The sequence below is a fragment of the Dyella sp. NPDC103356 genome (assembly GCF_055584465.1).
The window spans coordinates 602,875-619,824 of sequence record NZ_JBVJLZ010000001.1 but is presented as its reverse complement, the minus strand read 5'-3'; the positions used below and the strand labels follow the sequence as shown (position 1 = coordinate 619,824).

Sequence of the window (16,950 nt, the reverse complement as noted above, 5' to 3'; positions counted from 1 at the left end):
GGGAGCAATGATGTTCAGCTACTACGTTCAATTGGGTCTGCGAAGCTTGAAGCGCAATCCGTGGTTGACGGCGCTGATGGTGATGGCGATCGGCTTTGGCGTGGCCGCGTCGATGATTACCTATTCGGTATTCCGCGCGGTCTCGGGCAATCCCATCCCGGAAAAGTCGGAGCGACTGTTCATACCGCAGATCGACAGTTGGGGGCCGAAGTACAACCTGCTGGGCAACGAGCCGCCTTACGCGCTGAACTATGTCGATGCCATGGCGATGATGCGTACCCACAAGGCGAAGCATCAGACCATGCTGTATCCGATCGGGTTGTCGGCACTGCCTCGCGGTGGTCAATCCATACCGTTCACCGTGGAAGGTTTTACGGTGCAGAGCGACTTCTTTGCGATGTTCGATGTGCCTTTCCAATACGGCGGTGCGTGGCCGACCTCCGATGACGATCAGCGTGCAGCCGTTGTGGTGATCAGCCGAAAACTCAACGACAAGCTGTTCGCCGGAGAAAACAGCCTGGGCCGCGAGATCACGCTGAGCGGGCACAACTACCGCGTAGTCGGCATCACCGAAAACTGGAATCCCAAGCCGCGCTTCTTCGCTGTCTGGGGTGGCGCGAGCTTCGGCAATCCGTCGGATATCTACATCCCCATCAGCCGTGCCATGGACCTGAGAATCGATACGGCAGGTAACAATAGTTGCCGCGGCCGCATCGATTACACCGATTGGGATGGATGGCTGCAAAGCAACTGCGTGTGGGTGACTCCCTGGGTTCAGCTCGACAGTGCAGCAGAGGTTGCGCAATACCGGCAGTTCCTTGAAGGCTATGCCGCCGACCAGCAGCGCGCCGGACGCTACGGCTGGGCACCCAATGTGCGTCTGCGTAATGTCATGGAGTGGCTGGATTACATGCAGGTGGTACCTAAGGAAAGCAGCATCTCGCTACTGGTAGCACTGGGTTTCTTTGCGATCTGTCTGATCAATACGATCGGTCTGCTGCTGGCCAAGTTCCTGCGTCGTGCCGGCGAGATCGGTGTGCGCCGTGCGCTGGGGGCATCGCGCAGGGAAATCTATGTGCAGTACCTGATCGAGGCTGGTGCGGTGGGCCTGGCCGGCGGCGTTCTCGGCCTGCTGCTGACAGCCTTGGGTATCTCTGGGGTCGGCCTGCTGTTCCAGCCACAGATCGCACGCCTGGCACACCTGGATATCACCCTGGTGGGCCTGACCTTGCTGGTATCCATCTTTGCCACCATGGTCGCCGCGCTGTATCCCACCTGGCGCGCCGCTCAGGTGCAGCCGGCGTGGCAGCTCAAATCCAATTGAGGTCGCAATGATGCTGCAGATCAAGCCCATACTTTCCGCATTGCGCCGCCACAAGGCCGGAGCCGTGTTGATCGCGCTGCAGACCGCGCTGACCCTGGCGATCGTCTGCAATGCGCTGTTCATTATCCAGCAGCGCGTCGCGCATCTTTCCGCACCCAGTGGCATTGACGAAGCGAACCTGTTGGTGATCGAAAACAACTGGGCGAGCAAGTTGAGCAAGGACGACGCCGATGCGCAGCAACGGGCGGACCTGATCGCGTTGCGCCAGCTTCCTGGTGTGCACAATGCCATCGCCAGCAATTCCTACCCCATGCGGGGAGGCGGCTGGGACCAGTTCATCACCTTGACGCCGGATCAGACCACGGCGATCGGCGATCCGGCGGTCTACCTCGGCGATGAACACTTTCTGGATACGCTCGGCATCAAGCTGATCGCGGGGCGCAACTTCCGTCCGGATGAGATCCATCCGATTGCCAATCGCGAGAATGTCATGCCTCCGGTGACGATCGTGACGAAGGCGCTGGCGGACAAGCTGTTTCCCGACGGCTCGGCGTTGGGCAAGTCGATCTATGCGATGAGCAGCACCCCCACGGTGATCGTCGGCATTGTTGATGTATTGCAGACACAGAGTCTGGAGAACTGGCAGATGCGCAATGCCTACCAGTCGCTGATCTGGCCGATGCGCCTGGTGGGGGATTCCTATTACATCCTGCGGGCCGAGCCCGGTCAGCTCGCCGCGGTTCGGCAGGCGGCTGTCAAGGCGCTTTACGCGCAGAATCGCATGCGCATCATCAACGACGACGGCGTGCTGGACTATGCCCAGATACGCCAGCAAGCGTATGACAGCGATCACGGCATGGCGGTGCTGATGGGCATCATCTGCGTGGTGTTGCTGGCGATCACCGCGGCCGGCATCGTGGGCCTCACCAGTTTCTGGGTCGGACAGCGGCGCAAGCAGATCGGCGTGCGGCGTGCGCTGGGTGCGACCAAGCGCGACATTCTCAGCTACTTCCTTACTGAAAACCTGCTTATCGGTATCGCAGGTGTGGTGATTGGTGCGTGCCTCGCCATTGGCATGAACCTGTGGATGGTGAGTCACTTCGAGATGGCGCGCCTGTCGTTGACGTATGTGCTCGCCGGCATCGTGTTGCTGCTGTTGCTGGGGCAGGGTGCGGTGCTGGCCCCTGCGGTGCGCGCCTCGCGCGTGTCGCCGGTCGAAGCGACGCGGTCGGTTTGACGGCCACCCATCGGGAGCAATGATGTTCGGTTATTACGTCCAATTGGGTGTGCGAAGCTTGAGGCGCAATCCGTGGTTGACGGCGCTGATGGTGATGGCGATCGGCTTCGGCGTAGCCGCGTCGATGATTACCTATTCGGTATTCCGGGCGGTTTCGGGCAATCCCATTCCGGAAAAGTCCGAACGTTTGCACGTGCCGCAACTGGACAATTGGGGGCCGCAGCATGCTCGTTCCCTTGGTGAGCCGCCCGAGGCGTTGACGTACACGGATGCCACGGCATTGTGGAAGGCGCATCAGGCCAGGATGCAGACGATTTTCTACGAGGTCACGCTCTCGGTCATTCCGGAGCATGGCGGTGGCTCGTTGCCGTTCAATGTCAGCGGCTATGCCGCGACGGGCGATTTCTTCCAGATGTTCGACGTGCCGTTTCTTTATGGCTCGAGTTGGAGTCGGGCGGACGACGAAGGGCATGCGGACGTCGCGGTCATCGGCCGCAGTCTCAACGAGCGCCTGTTCCAGGGCGCCAATAGCGTGGGCCGCGAGATCAATATGCGCGGCCATAGCTATCGCATCGTCGGTGTAACCGACCAATGGGATCCCAAGCCACGTTATTTCGACTTGTTCAGCATGTTTACGGTCAACGGTATGGGGGACGCGTCGGAGATCTACGTTCCTTTCAACAAAGCGATCGACCTGAAGATCGACACCGGTGGGCGCAATAGCTGCGGTGGCGCATCGAGCTTGAACGCCGGCTGGGATGGCTGGTTGCACGGCGAGTGCGTATGGATCTCGATGTGGGTGCAGCTCGATACGCCCACAGAAACGGAGCGCTATCGCGAGTACCTGCGCAACTATGCGGCACAGATGCAGCAATCGGGTCGCTTCGCATGGGCGCCGAACATACGCTTGCGCAATGTCACCGAATGGCTCGATTACGAAAAGGTCGTGCCGCCGGAGAGCCGTATCTCCCTGGTTGTTGCGTTGGGCTTTTTTGCCATCTGCCTGATCAACACGATTGGTCTGTTGCTGGCCAAGTTCATGCGGCGCGCCGCGGAAATCGGCGTGCGTCGGGCGCTCGGCGCATCGCGGCGCGAGGTTTACCTGCAGTTTCTGATCGAGGCCAGCACCGTCGGTCTGGCGGGTGGTGTGCTGGGGGTATTGCTGACCACCATCGGGATGTTCGGTGTCGGCCTGATCTTCGAGCCGCAGATTGCCAAGCTCGCGCATCTGGATGCCAGTCTGGTGCTCCTGACCATCGTGGTGGCGATGGCGGCCACGGTGCTCGCCGCCTTCTATCCGACCTGGAAGGCTGCGCAAGTGCAGCCGGCCTGGCAGCTGAAATCGAACTGAGGGCGACGAGACGATGCTACAGATTCGCCCCATTGTTACCGCGTTGCGTCGCCACAAGGCGGGCACGGTTCTTATCGCGCTGCAGATCGCCCTGACGCTTGCCATTGTCTGCAATGCCTTCTCGATCATTCAGCAGCGCCTGCAACATTTGTCGCAGCCCACTGGCATCGACGAAGCCAATATCATCGTGGTGCAGAATGAATGGGCGCGACCGATGAGCACCCAGCAGGTGGACGCGCAGGTCAATACCGATCTGGAAGCGTTGCGTCATCTCACCGGCGTGCGCAACGCGGCGATCTCCAACGCATACCCCCTGCGCGGCAACGGTTGGGACGATCGCATCATGCTGGAGCCCGATCAGCTCAAGCCGACGACGTCCACGGCGTTGTTCTTTTCGGACGAGCGTCTGCTCGATACCTTGGGTGTACATCTGATCGCCGGCCGTAATTTTCAGCCAAGCGAAATCAAGGCGATGGATGTGCGAGACCAGCTTTCGCCGCCATCGGCGATCGTCACCCAGGCGCTTGCCAGGCATCTGTTTCCTGATGGCTCCGCCTTGGGCAAGTCGATTTACTTTGGCGATGCGCATCCGGTTGTGATCGTCGGCATCGTCGATACTCTGCAGCCGCACAGCGTGGATCGCTGGGCTTCGGGGTTTGCCTCGCAAACCACGATCCTGCCCTGCCGTCTGCTGTCTGAATGGGGCAACTACTACCTGATCCGTACCGAGCCGGGGCAGATCGATGCGGTGGCCGCCAAGGTACGCCAGACGCTGTTCGCGCAGGACGCGATGCGGGTCATCAGCGACAAGGATGGCATCCAGAAATTTCCGGATATCCGTCAGGCAGCCTATGACCGCGACCGCGGTATGGCCGTGCTGATGGGCATCGTCTGCGTGGTGCTGCTGTCGATCACCGCCGCGGGCATCGTGGGCCTGACCAGTTTCTGGGTGGGACAACGGCGCAAGCAGATCGGCGTGCGCCGTGCGCTGGGCGCTACACGCGGCGACATCCTCAATTACTTCCTTACCGAGAACCTGCTTATCAGCAGCGGCGGCGCCCTGTTCGGCATCGTGCTCGCGGTGGGGCTGAATCTTTGGCTGGTGACCCGTTTCGAGATGCAGCGGCTCTCATTGGCCTATGTATTGATCGGCGTGGTGATGTTGCTGTTGTTGGGGCAGGGCTCGGTGCTGGCACCGGCCATGCGTGCATCGAAAGTACCGCCGGTCGAAGCGACGCGTTCGGTGTAGTCATTTTTCATACGGCTTGGGGGAAGGGCAGCATGTTCGGGTACTACCTTGATCTGGCGCTACATAGTCTTAAGCGCAACAAGGTGCTGACGGCCTTGATGGTGGTCGCGATCGCGCTTGGCATTGGCGCGAGCATGACGACGTTGACCGTGCTGCACGTGCTGTCGGGCGATCCGCTGCCTGGCAGCAGCGCCACCTTGTTCAATCCGCGCATCGATCCCTTTTCGATGGATGGCTACGAGCCGAACAAGCCACCGCCGGAACAGGTCACCTGGACCGACGGCATGAATCTGCTGCACGCGGCACGGGCGGATCGGCAGGCGCTGATGACCGGCGGCGCCGTGCCGATCCAGCCCACGCAGTCGAGCATCGACCCGTTTTATACCGATGCGCGCTATACCACGGCCGACTTCTTTCCCATGTTCAGCGTGCCGTTTCTGTACGGACGCGGCTGGAATGCCAGCGACGACGATGGCAAGGCGCGGGTGGTGGTGATTTCCAAATTGCTCAACGACAAGTTGTTCGAAGGCAAGGACAGTACTGGCCAGACGCTGCGCATGAAGGACACCTCGTTCCAGATCGTCGGCGTGCTGGGCGACTGGCGCGTCAACCCGCATTTCTATGACCTGAATATCGGCGACTACGCCGAAGCCGAAGATGTCTTCATGCCGCTGTCGACGTCGCGCGACATGAAGCTTCCCTTGAACGGCTCCACCGATTGCTGGGGTTCGGGCGGTGATCCCGAGCACGCCGAGAACACGCCTTGTGTGTGGCTGCAGTTCTGGGTGCAGATCGTCGACCCGGCCAAGATCGAAGCGTACAAGACGTTCTTGACCCATTACTCGCAGGAGCAGAAAACCCTTGGCCGTTTCGAGCGTGAGCCGAATGTGGCCTTGCTCGATGTCATGCAATGGCTGGATTACAAGAAGGTCGTACCCAGCGACGTGCGTCTGCAAACGTGGCTGGCGCTTGGCTTCCTTCTGGTCTGCCTCGTCAACACCGTCGGTTTGATGCTGGCCAAGTTTCTGCGCCGGTCGGGCGAGCTTGGCGTGCGACGTGCTCTGGGGGCCTCCCGTCGCGACGTGTTCATGCAGTTGCTGATCGAGGCCGGAGTCATTGGCCTGGCAGGCGGCATGGGGGGGCTGATGCTCGCCTATACCGGCTTGTGGCTGGTGCGTCGGCAACCGTCCAGCTACGCCTCGCTCGCGCATCTGGATATGACCATGCTCCTTTCCACGTTCCTGCTCGCCCTGATCAGTACGCTTTGTGCCGGCCTGTTGCCGGCCTGGCGTGCCTGCCAGATCACTCCCGCGTTGCAACTGAAGAGTCAGTGAGAGCCGATATGGAAATTCTTCCCATCCTTTCGACGTTGCGCCGCCACAAGATCACCGCGGCGCTGCTGATACTGGAGATCGCATTGACGTGCGCGATCGTCTGCAACGCCGTGTTCCTGATCACCCAGCGCATCGACCGCATGAACATGCCTAGCGGCGTGGCGGAGAAGGAGCTGGTGCGTATCCGCTTTGCCAGCATCGGCGCCAACGACGACAAATACGCTCGTGACCAGGAAGACCTGCAGCTGTTGCGGCAGATTCCCGGAGTCACCCAGGTCGCTTCGGTCAATCAGGTGCCGTTCGGCAACTCGTCCAATAACAGCGGCGTCAAGATCGATCCCGATCAGAAGAAGTCCACCATCAACGCAACCAACTACTACGGCGTGAATCTTGCCGAAACCTTGGGTACGCAGCTGGTCGCCGGGCGCAATCTTCGTCCGGACGAATACGTCGACATGAAGACGATCATGGCCGCGCTGCAGACCAAGGACGACAAGGTCATGCCCAAGACCGTGGTGATCACCCAGGCCATGGCGAATCGCTTGTGGCCCGGGCAGAATCCGCTGGGGAAGCCAATCTATCTCGACCAGACGCCGCTCTATGTCGTCGGCGTCGTCAAGGACCTGGTGCGTCCGTCGATCTGGGACGACTCGATCGCGAAGTACAGCATGATCCTGCCCGCGCGTGTTGCCGAGGGTCAGTATCTGATTCGTACGTCGCCGCAGGATCGCGACCGCGTACTCAAGACAGCGCTGGAAAAGCTCAAGGCGGCCGATCCACATCGCGTGGTATTGAGCAAGCAGGTCTGGGAAGACGTTCGTACGCGTTTCTTCGAGGACGATCGCGCGATGACCGGTCTCCTTGCCGGCGTGTGCGTCGCGTTGCTGGTTGTTACCGCGTTGGGCATTGTCGGCCTGGGCAGTTTCTGGGTGGCACAACGCCGCCGTCAGATCGGCGTGCGTCGCGCACTCGGTGCCACGCGCGGCAATATCCTGCGCTACTTTCAGACGGAAAATTTTCTGCTGGCCACGATAGGCATCGTTCTGGGCATGGCGCTGGCGTACGGCATCAACTTGTTCTTGATGGTGCATTACGAGCTGCCGCGATTGCCCGGATCCTATTTCCCGATCGGTGCCATCGCCTTGTGGGCGGTAGGACAGATTGCCGTTCTGGGGCCGGCCATGCGCGCGGCAGCCGTGCCGCCCGTGGTGGCGACGCGGGCGGCTTAACTGTTTTCGTGAGTAGGTCATCGTTGTAGGAGCGACTTCAGGGAACCTCTAAAGCCTTTCCTATTCGTCATTCCGGCGAAGGCCGGAATCCATTCCTCAGTGCAGATGCTTGCCACACGCTACCTGACAAGCGACAACTGAGGAATGGATGACCAGCTTCGCTGTTGAAAAGCGCCTCCGGCCTTCGCCGGGATGACGATGAAAACTGAGGTTATTTGAGGTTCCTTTTACCCGCGACAGGCCGTGACGTAACCATCGGTCGCGGCTGAAGTCGCTCCTAAAAAAACCAGGCGAGTTTATCGAGGTCCCCTGATGTTCGGTTATTACCTGGATCTGGCACTGCGCAGCTTGAAGCGCAACCGCGTGCTGACCGCGCTGATGGTGATTGCCATCGCGGTCGGCATCGGTACGAGCATGACCACGTTGACGGTCATGTATCTGTTGTCGGGCGATCCGCTGCCTGGACGCAGCGAGCACATCTTCTATCCGCAGCTCGACGCCGAAACCGGCAAGGGGATGGTGCGCAGCCGTCCGGCCGATCTGCTCGATTACACCAGTGCCAGGGATCTATGGAGTAGCGGCAAGGCCGATCGCCAGACGATGACGGCCGAGGCGCTGGTAAAGATTCAGCCGGTCGAGGCCGGTCGACATCCGTCGATGATCGACACGTTGACCACGACCAGCGCCTTCTTTTCGATGTTCAACGTACCGTTTCGCTATGGCGGCCCCTGGCAGCCGGCCGATGACGAGGCGCGTTCGCGAACGGTAGTCATCAGCGAACGCCTCAATCAACAACTGTTTGCCGGCGCAAACAGTGTCGGTCGCACGCTGCGTGTCGATGGCAACGATTTACGGATCGTCGGCGTGCTCGATCATTGGCGCCCGTCGCCGCGGTTCTATATGGTCGTGGGTGGGCATGGTGCCAGCGACACCAGCGATCTCTACAAGCCGCCGCATGATCTCATGCTGCCGTTGTCGACCGCGCTGGATCTGCATTCGCAGTTCAGCTGGTTCAGTTGCTGGGGTGATGTCGATCCCAAGAACATGGCGGCGGCGGCTTGTGAATGGGTGGGGCTATGGGTGCAGCTGGATACGCCGGCCACGCGTTCGGCGTACCGGGACTATCTACGCGACTACGATGCGCAGCAACGTAGCCTGGGCCGTTTCGATCACCCGCCCAACATTCGCATGATGTCGCTGATGCAATGGCTGGACTTCAATCAGGTGGTGCCCAAGGACGTGCAATTGCAGACCTGGCTGGCCTTTGGCTTTCTGGTCATCTGTCTGTGCAATACCGTGGGTCTGCTGCTGGTGAAGTTCCTCGGGCGCAGCGGTGAGATCGGCGTGCGTCGCGCCATGGGCGCTTCGCGAAGCGACATCTTCATGCAGTGTCTGGTGGAGGCTGGCACCGTAGGCATGTTGGGGGGTGTCGGTGGCCTGCTGCTCGCATGGTTCGGACTTTGGCTGGTCCGTCAGCAGAAGGTAGCGTACGCCGATCTGGCACAGCTCGATCCGATGCTGCTGCTGATCACCGTGGCGATGGCCATCCTGGCGAGCCTGCTTGCCGGCCTGCTTCCGGCGGTGCGTGCAAGCCGTGTCCCGCCCGCTCTTCAGATCAAGGTGAGCTGAGCCATGCGTATGGATATCCGTCACGTCGCCGCTGCGCTGCGCCGCCATCGCATGGCAACCCTGTTGATCGGCCTGCAGATCGCGCTTGCATGCGCGGTACTGTGCAATGCGCTCTTTCTGCTCAGCAATCGCCTGCAATTGATGAGCATGGCCTCGGGAGTGGACGAGTCGCACCTGGTGGCGCTGTCGTTGCAGGGTACGGGCAATGACCTGGGGCGCGATACCTTGCTGCGTATCAAGCAGGGCTTGCGTGGGATCGCTGGCGTCGAATCGGTAAGCATGACCAATGCCGTGCCTTTCACCCAGCAGGCGGGCGAGATCGGTTTTCGAAGCGTTCTCGATGACCCTCAATACAATCAGCAAGGTCATTTCTACGTCGCCGACAATGACTTCGTCCGGACCGTCGGTGTGCATCTGGCCGACGGTCGCTGGCTGGGCGACGACGAAGCGGCCAACTCGACATCGTTCCTGCCCTCATCGCCATCGATCCTGATGTCGCGTTCCTACGCGCAGCACATCTGGCCGGGGCAGCCCTCACTGGGACAGGTGCTCTTTGCCGACGGCGCGCAACGCCGCGTGGTGGGATTGATCGAGGACCTCGCACGGCCCAACCCCGAGCCGCTGATATTGCATAACACGGTACTGATCACCGGCAGCAATGTCCTCGGGCAGGTATTCGTACTGCGTACCGATCCGCTCTCGCGAGACCGGGTCTTGCGTCAGGCCCTCGACGCAGTGGCGCGTATCGCACCGGATGTCGTGGTCGACCTGGATTATTCGGGCACGCTCAGCGAATTGCGTGATCGCTATTTCGCTTCCAATCGGGCCATGGCTGCCATGCTTTGCGGGATCATCGCCGCCATGCTGCTGGTGACCGCACTGGGTATTGTCGGGCTGGCCAGTTTCTGGGTGCAGCAACGGCGGCGTCAGATCGGCATCCGCCGCGCCATCGGTGCTCGCCGCAGCGATATCCTCAGCTATTTCCAGACCGAAAACTTTCTCATCGTCAGCGGCGGTATCGCACTGGGCATGGTGATGGCCTTTGCGCTCAATATCGTCCTAATGAAGCTCTACGAAGTACCGCGCCTGCCATTGGCCTATCTGCCCTGGGGCGCCGTGGTGCTTTGGGTGCTTGGCCAACTGGCCGTACTCGGGCCTGCGCTGCGGGCGGCAAGGGTGCCACCCGTGGTGGCTACCCGCTCTGTATGATCATGGAGTAAAGCCGGCCGCTGGCGCGGCCTGGAAAGGGTGAAGAGTAAAGAGGAAGAGCGAGAGCGTTTCGTCTCATGCATTTCCCCTTTACTCTTCCCAGGTCGCGCCAGCGACCGGCCTCACAGGCTGCGAAAGCAGCCGGCCTAACTCATCCATGACCAAAGTCATGGCAACCTTTTGGCATGGAGCTGCATCCATGTCGGCATGTGTAGACGAAAAATGCGAACTGTCCTGATCATCGATGACAACCCCACCGTCGGCGAAGCGCTGTCGCTGGCCTTGTCGCTGCACGAAATCCGGCCGCTGGTGGCGCTGACCCAGGAGCAGGGGTTGGAGATGCTGGAGCGCGAGCGGATCGACGTGGTGATCCAGGACATGAATTTCACCGCCGATACGACCTCGGGCGAGGAAGGCGTGGCGCTGTTCCGTGCAATCCGCCAGCGCCATACCGATCTGCCGGTCATCCTGCTGACCGCATGGACACACCTGGAGACGGCCGTCGAGCTGGTAAAGGCCGGTGCCGCCGACTACATGGCCAAGCCCTGGGACGATGCCAAGCTGCTGGCGACGGTGGAGAACCTGCTGGAGCTATCGGAGTCGACCCGTGAGGTAAGCCGCGCACGCAACGAACGGCGCAAGCGCCGTGAAGACCTGCAGCGCCGCTACGATCTGGATAATCTGGTCTTTGCGTCCGAGTCGATGGCACGCACGCTGGACCTGGCCTGTCAGGTCGCGCGCTCGGAAGTGCCCGTGCTGATCACCGGCCCCAATGGCGCGGGCAAGGAGCGGATCGCGGCGATCGTGCATGCGAACTCGCCGGCCAAGCGTGGTGCGTTCATCGCGGTCAATTGCGGCGCCCTGCCAGGGGAACTGATCGAAGCCGAACTCTTCGGTGCCGACGCCGGCGCCTATACCGGTGCGAACAAGGCGCGCGAAGGCCGCTTCGAGCTGGCCGATGGCGGCACCTTGTTCCTGGACGAGATCGGCAACTTGCCGTTGTCAGGCCAGGTGAAGCTGTTGCGTGTACTGGAAACGGGCCAGTTCGAGCGCCTGGGCTCAGGTCGTACGCGCCAGGTCAAGGTACGCGTGCTCAGTGCGACCAACGCCGACCTCAAGGCGATGATTCGCGCCGGTACGTTCCGCGAGGATCTCTACTACCGCCTCAATGTGATCGAAGTAAACCTGCCCCCGCTGGCCGAGCGCGTCGACGATATCCTGCCGCTGGCCGAGCATTTCCTCGGTGGTCGCGCGGAGCTCAGTGATGCCGCACGCGACGCGTTGTTGAACTATGCGTGGCCGGGGAACGTGCGCGAACTCAAGAACGCGATCGAGCGCGCATCGCTGCTTGCCTCCGGTGGCCGCATCGCACCCGAACAACTCAACCTGCCGCAACAGGCGGCGGCCGCCGCGCGTAACCTGGACGAGCCCAGCCGTGAGGCCGTCGAGGCCGCTCTGGGCAAGGCCGACGGTGTCGTTAGCCGTGCCGCCCAGGCGCTGGGACTATCCCGTCAGGCGCTGTATCGACGGATGGAGCGTTACGGTCTGGCGACGCAGACCTGAGCCCGGCTTCTGGCCTATGCGACGCCTTGGGCTTGGTTCTAAGATCGGGCATCCGTGACAACTCAAGGGAGCCCTGACATGCGTCGTTCATTCGTGTTGATCGCTTCGGTCGTGCTCGCGCTGGCTGCCCAGGCGGCAGGCGCGCAGTCCGCCACGCAGGCCAGCGATAGCTGGAGCAAGCCGGCCAGCGCCAGCACCGTCAAGTACGGCGACAGCAATCGTGCCGGTGACTCGCAGCAGAATGGCCACTTCAAGTTCAAGGACAGCCGTCCTCACGTCACGGACACCGCGCGTCCGGATCCCAATCGTCCCAAGGCGATCAACGACAACAGCGTGTTTGGCGACAACGAACGCCCGGCGGCCAATTGCGCGGCCGATCCGCGAAATTCCAAATGCCACTAAGCAGGTCGCGCGCATGAAGGGGGCGGCATGGCGCGTAGTCTGAGTCTGCAGCTGCGGCTGACCGTATTGCTTGTGGTGGTCGGTATCGCCGGTGCATTGATCTACACCGGCGTAACCCAATGGCCGCTGCCGCAGCTGATTGTGTGGATGAAAAAAGACCTGTCGCTGGTGGTGCCAATGCCTACCGGTCCGTACAGCGGCTTCATCGTTACCCTGATCGTTCTGTTGCCCTTGTCGCTGTGGCTCGGGCATCTGGTGATGTCGCCGGTCAACCGCATGTTGCGGGCATTGGAGGGTGCGGTAGCGAGTTATCGTGACGGCGATTTCAGTTTTTCGATCGCCGCCGATCGTCGCGATGAGCTGGGCGACTTGATCCGCATGCACAACGCGCTTGGCCAGACGTTGCGCGAGCAACGCCAGAATCTGGCGCAGCGCGAGCTGTTGCTCGACACCGTCGTGCAGAACACACCCGTTGCATTGGTGCTCAGCGATGCGAGCAGCCGCGTGGTGTATGCAAATATCGCCGCGCGGCATCTCTTCAACGATGGCAAATCGCTGCAAGGCCTGGACTTTGCCGAACTGCTGCAAAGCACGCCTGAAACGCTGCGTCGTGCCGCGCTCAGCGGTGAAGATGCCTTGTTGACCGTCGAGATGGACGGCAGCGAAGAAACCTTCCATCTATCGCAACGCAACTTCCGCTTGCAGGGACGACCGCATCGCCTGCAATTGTTTCGCCGCATGACCCGCGAACTCTCGCGCCAGGAAGTGGCGACCTGGAAGCGCGTGATTCGTGTGATCAGTCATGAATTGAACAATTCGCTCGCACCGATTTCTTCGCTCTCCCATTCGGGTGCGGAACTGGCGCGGCGCGGCGACACCGAACGTCTGCCCGGCGTATTTGCCACCATTGGCGAGCGTGCTCGTCATTTGCACGGTTTTATTGCCGGCTATGCGAGTTTCGCCAAGCTGCCTGCGCCACAGGCGACGAAGATCGAATGGCCGCAGTTTTTGCAGGGCCTGGCCTTACATTGCCAGTTCCGCTTGGTCGGCAAGGTGCCCGAACAGCCAGGCTGGTTCGACGCGGCACAGATCGAGCAGGTCCTGATCAACCTGATCAAGAATGCGCACGAATCAGGCAGTGCCGATGACGAAGTGACTTTGTCGCTGGCGCTGATCGGCCATGAGCTCCGTATCGAAGTGGCCGACCATGGTCCGGGCATGACGGAAATCGTGCTTGCCCAGGCCTTGTTACCGTTTTATTCGACGAAACGATCGGGTACCGGCTTGGGCTTGGCGCTCGCGCGTGAGATTGCCGAGGCGCATGGCGGACGGATTGCCTTGGCCAATCGGGATGAAGGTGGGCTGCGGGTGACGCTGTTGTTGCCGCTTATGCTGGTTTGAGTTTTTCCGCTCCGCCGGACGATCTCCTTACCAACGCTTAACCCGCCGCACCCCCACACCTCGCCTATACTCCGCTCCAATCGTCGAAAGGAGTCGTACCATGGGTCAGATTTTTGCGCTGATTGTCGTTATCGTCGCTGTCGTCGTCCTGGCCAAGCTGGTGCGTATCGTGCCGCAGGGCTACGAATGGACAGTAGAACAGTTCGGCAAGTACACCCGCACGTTGTCGCCGGGTCTGCATTTCCTGCTGCCGTTCGTGTACGGCATCGGGCGCAAGATGAACATGATGGAGCAGGTACTCGACGTGCCCAGCCAGGACGTCATCACCAAGGACAACGCGGTGGTGCGTGTCGATGGCGTGGTGTTTTATCAGGTGCTGGATGCGGCCAAGGCGGCATACGAAGTCTCCAACCTGGAGCAGGCCGCGCTCGCGTTGATCATGACCAATATCCGTACCGTGCTCGGTTCGATGGATCTGGACGAATCGCTGAGTCAGCGCGATGCGATCAATGCCAAGCTCCTGACCGTGGTCGACGAAGCCACACATCCCTGGGGCGTCAAGGTCAACCGCATCGAGATCAAGGACATCGCGCCGCCACGAGACCTGGTCGATTCGATGGCACGACAGATGAAAGCCGAGCGCGAGAAGCGCGCGAATATTCTTGAAGCGGAAGGTTTCCGCCAGGCGGCCGTGCTCAAGGCCGATGGCGAAAAGCAGTCGGCCATTCTTGCCGCGGACGGCAAGAAGGAAGCCGCGTTCCGCGAAGCCGAGGCACGTATCCGCCTGGCCGAGGCCGAAGCCCAGGCGACCAAGCTGGTGTCCGAAGCGATCGCCAACGGTAACGTCAACGCGCTCAATTATTTCGTCGCCAACAAGTACGTCGAAGCCTTGAAGGAAATGGCAAACTCGCCGAACCAGAAGATGCTGATGTTGCCGATGGAAGCGACGGGCATTTTGGGTTCGCTTGCCGGTATCGCCGAACTGGCGAAAGAATCGCTCGGGCAGCAGCAGGAGACCCTCGCTGCAAACCGCCGTACGCCACCGCCGGTCAATCGCTAAGCGATCCAAGGAGAGGGGCATGTTCGCAAACGTCGCCTTGCACTACCTCTGGTGGATTCTCGCCTTGATCCTGATCGCGATCGAGGTGGTGCTGCCCGGGTATTTCATGTTGTGGATCGGCATCGCCGCCGCGGCTACCGGTGTCGTGGTGCTGGTGTTGCCGGATATGTCGATGCTGGCTCAGGCGGTCGCGTTTGCGGTGCTGGCGTTCGCGTCCTGCGCGGTCTACTGGTATGCGTTGCGCCCCAGGTTGCAGCGTAGCGAGCCGGGCGACGAGCGGCTCAACCGCCGTGGCGAGCAGTTGATCGGGCGGCGCTATGTGTTGATCGAAGCCATCGTCAACGGCCGCGGCAAGGCGCGTGTGGGCGACGGACAATGGCTGGTCAGCGGACCGGATCTTCCGCTTGGCACGACCGTCGAGGTGGTCGACGTGGACGGTACGACGTTGAAGGTCAGAGCGGCGTCGTGACATGGTTGGTCGCGGTGGGCACTCCGCATCGCGAATTACCGGTGTTCAAGCTGCGTGCTTCCGGGTAAGAATGCGGCCATGCACCGTATTCCTTCTCCCATCCATGTGCCCTGGCGCGCCGCACCGCCGCAGGCTTTCCGACCTTCGTTCGAGGGTACCGAGCTCAAGACGCGGATTGTCTTCATCATGGAGCTGGCGCGCCAGCTGCATCAGTACGGCACCTCCGCGCCGCGCCTTGAGATGGCCATTTCCGGCGTGTCGCAGCGTTTCGGCCTGCAGGCGGATATCTGGTCCAGTCCGACGGCGATCATCGTTTCGTTTGCCGAGCTTTCGCAGGGCGACGAAGCGATTGCCCAGGTAACGCAGGTGATGCGCCTGTCGCCGGGCGATGTCAATCTCGGGCGCCTGTGCGAAGCCGATACCATCGCCGATCGTGTTACCGACGGCGAGCTGGATATGCGCGAAGGCTTCCGTCTGCTGCGTCAGCTCGGCAAGCCGGATACCCGTCAGGCGCAGGCCAGCGTGATTGCGACCTACGGTCTTGCCGCGGCCAGCGTGGTGGCGCTGCTGTTGCACTGTGCCTGGACGGATCTGGTCACCGCCGGGGTGATCGGGCTGATCATCGGCTGGATCATGGTCTCGTCCGCAACACGGCCTCGGCTGGCCATCGCCAGTGAAGCGATCAGCGCGCTGGTAGCCACCACGGTGGCGATCACGGTCAGTGCGTATATCGTGCCGTTGGCGCTCAAGTCGGTGATCCTTGCCAGCCTGATCGTGCTGGTGCCCGGGATGGCCTTGACCACGGCGGTACGCGAAATCTCCAGTCAGCACCTCGTGGCCGGCATGGCGCGCATGGGTGGTGCGATCTCCACCTTGCTCAAGCTCACCTTCGGCACAGTGGCCGCTACCCAGCTTTGCGAGGCGCTAGGCATTCACGCGCGCGATTTCGCGCAGACGCCGCTGCCGTCCTGGACCGAGGCGGTGGCCCTGATCGTGGGTGCGTTTGCCTGGGCGATTGCGTTTCGCGCTGCGCGTCGCGACTGGCTCACCGTGATGGGTGCGGTCATTCTTGGCTATCTCGCCACGCGTTGGGGCGGTCAGATCGCCGGCTCGCTGCCCAAGGCTCCGTTCGGTGTTTTCCTGGGCGGTTTTTTGCTTAGCGCGCTGGCGAATGCCTATGCGCGGTATATGCATCGTCCCGGGTCGGTGATTCGGGAGCCTGGCATTATCTTGCTGGTTCCCGGCAGCGTGGGCTTTCGTAGCGTTTCCTATCTGCTCGAACGCGATACCGAGCTGGGCATGGATACAGGATTGCTGCTGGTGACGCTGCTGGTTTCGCTCGTGGCCGGCCTGCTCTTTGGCGATCTGCTGGTTTCACCGCGCCGATCGTTGTAGCAAAGCGCAACACCTAAGCGACACCTACAAAAAAGGCGGCGCGTGCCGACTGCGCGGTCAAATGTATTTTGCTGTTATTCGCTTACCCACACGGACTC

Annotated in this window: 14 protein-coding genes; all 14 read left to right on the top strand. The window is 61.2% G+C overall.

What is annotated here, in order from left to right:
* The first annotated feature begins 10 nt into the window (after positions 1–10).
* Positions 11–1,324, top strand: a complete 1,314-nt coding sequence (locus ACZ6WW_RS02690; protein ID WP_465272848.1) for an ABC transporter permease — start codon at positions 11–13, stop codon at positions 1,322–1,324.
* Positions 1,325–1,331: 7 nt separating this feature from the next.
* A complete protein-coding gene (locus tag ACZ6WW_RS02685) occupies positions 1,332–2,561 on the top strand; it encodes an ABC transporter permease (protein ID WP_465272847.1) in 1,230 nt (409 codons plus the stop codon).
* 22 nt (positions 2,562–2,583) lie between these two features.
* Entirely contained in the window at positions 2,584–3,912 is a 1,329-nt protein-coding gene (locus ACZ6WW_RS02680; RefSeq protein ID WP_465272846.1) for an ABC transporter permease, read from the top strand.
* Between the two features lie 13 nt (positions 3,913–3,925).
* Complete coding sequence (locus tag ACZ6WW_RS02675) at positions 3,926–5,161, top strand: ABC transporter permease (protein WP_465272845.1); 1,236 nt, start codon at positions 3,926–3,928, stop codon at positions 5,159–5,161.
* A 32-nt stretch (positions 5,162–5,193) separates the two neighbouring features.
* Positions 5,194–6,495, top strand: coding sequence for an ABC transporter permease (locus ACZ6WW_RS02670; RefSeq protein WP_465272844.1), 1,302 nt, complete (start codon positions 5,194–5,196; stop codon positions 6,493–6,495).
* An 8-nt stretch (positions 6,496–6,503) separates the two neighbouring features.
* Positions 6,504–7,724, top strand: coding sequence for an ABC transporter permease (locus ACZ6WW_RS02665; protein ID WP_465272843.1), 1,221 nt, complete (start codon positions 6,504–6,506; stop codon positions 7,722–7,724).
* A gap of 312 nt (positions 7,725–8,036) precedes the next feature.
* Positions 8,037–9,353: an ABC transporter permease gene (locus ACZ6WW_RS02660; RefSeq protein ID WP_465272842.1), complete on the top strand. Its 1,317-nt coding sequence runs from the start codon at positions 8,037–8,039 to the stop codon at positions 9,351–9,353.
* A gap of 3 nt (positions 9,354–9,356) precedes the next feature.
* Positions 9,357–10,562, top strand: coding sequence for an ABC transporter permease (locus ACZ6WW_RS02655; protein ID WP_465272841.1), 1,206 nt, complete (start codon positions 9,357–9,359; stop codon positions 10,560–10,562).
* A 222-nt stretch (positions 10,563–10,784) separates the two neighbouring features.
* Positions 10,785–12,125: a sigma-54-dependent transcriptional regulator gene (locus ACZ6WW_RS02650; RefSeq protein WP_465272840.1), complete on the top strand. Its 1,341-nt coding sequence runs from the start codon at positions 10,785–10,787 to the stop codon at positions 12,123–12,125.
* A gap of 78 nt (positions 12,126–12,203) precedes the next feature.
* Complete coding sequence (locus ACZ6WW_RS02645; protein ID WP_465272839.1) at positions 12,204–12,527, top strand: hypothetical protein; 324 nt, start codon at positions 12,204–12,206, stop codon at positions 12,525–12,527.
* A gap of 27 nt (positions 12,528–12,554) precedes the next feature.
* Complete coding sequence (locus tag ACZ6WW_RS02640) at positions 12,555–13,928, top strand: sensor histidine kinase (protein ID WP_465272838.1); 1,374 nt, start codon at positions 12,555–12,557, stop codon at positions 13,926–13,928.
* 100 nt (positions 13,929–14,028) lie between these two features.
* Complete coding sequence (locus ACZ6WW_RS02635; RefSeq protein WP_281852182.1) at positions 14,029–14,988, top strand: SPFH domain-containing protein; 960 nt, start codon at positions 14,029–14,031, stop codon at positions 14,986–14,988.
* A 19-nt stretch (positions 14,989–15,007) separates the two neighbouring features.
* Entirely contained in the window at positions 15,008–15,457 is a 450-nt protein-coding gene (locus tag ACZ6WW_RS02630; RefSeq protein ID WP_465272837.1) for an NfeD family protein, read from the top strand.
* Between the two features lie 186 nt (positions 15,458–15,643).
* Entirely contained in the window at positions 15,644–16,852 is a 1,209-nt protein-coding gene (locus ACZ6WW_RS02625; protein WP_281852849.1) for a threonine/serine exporter family protein, read from the top strand.
* Positions 16,853–16,950: the final 98 nt, after the last annotated feature.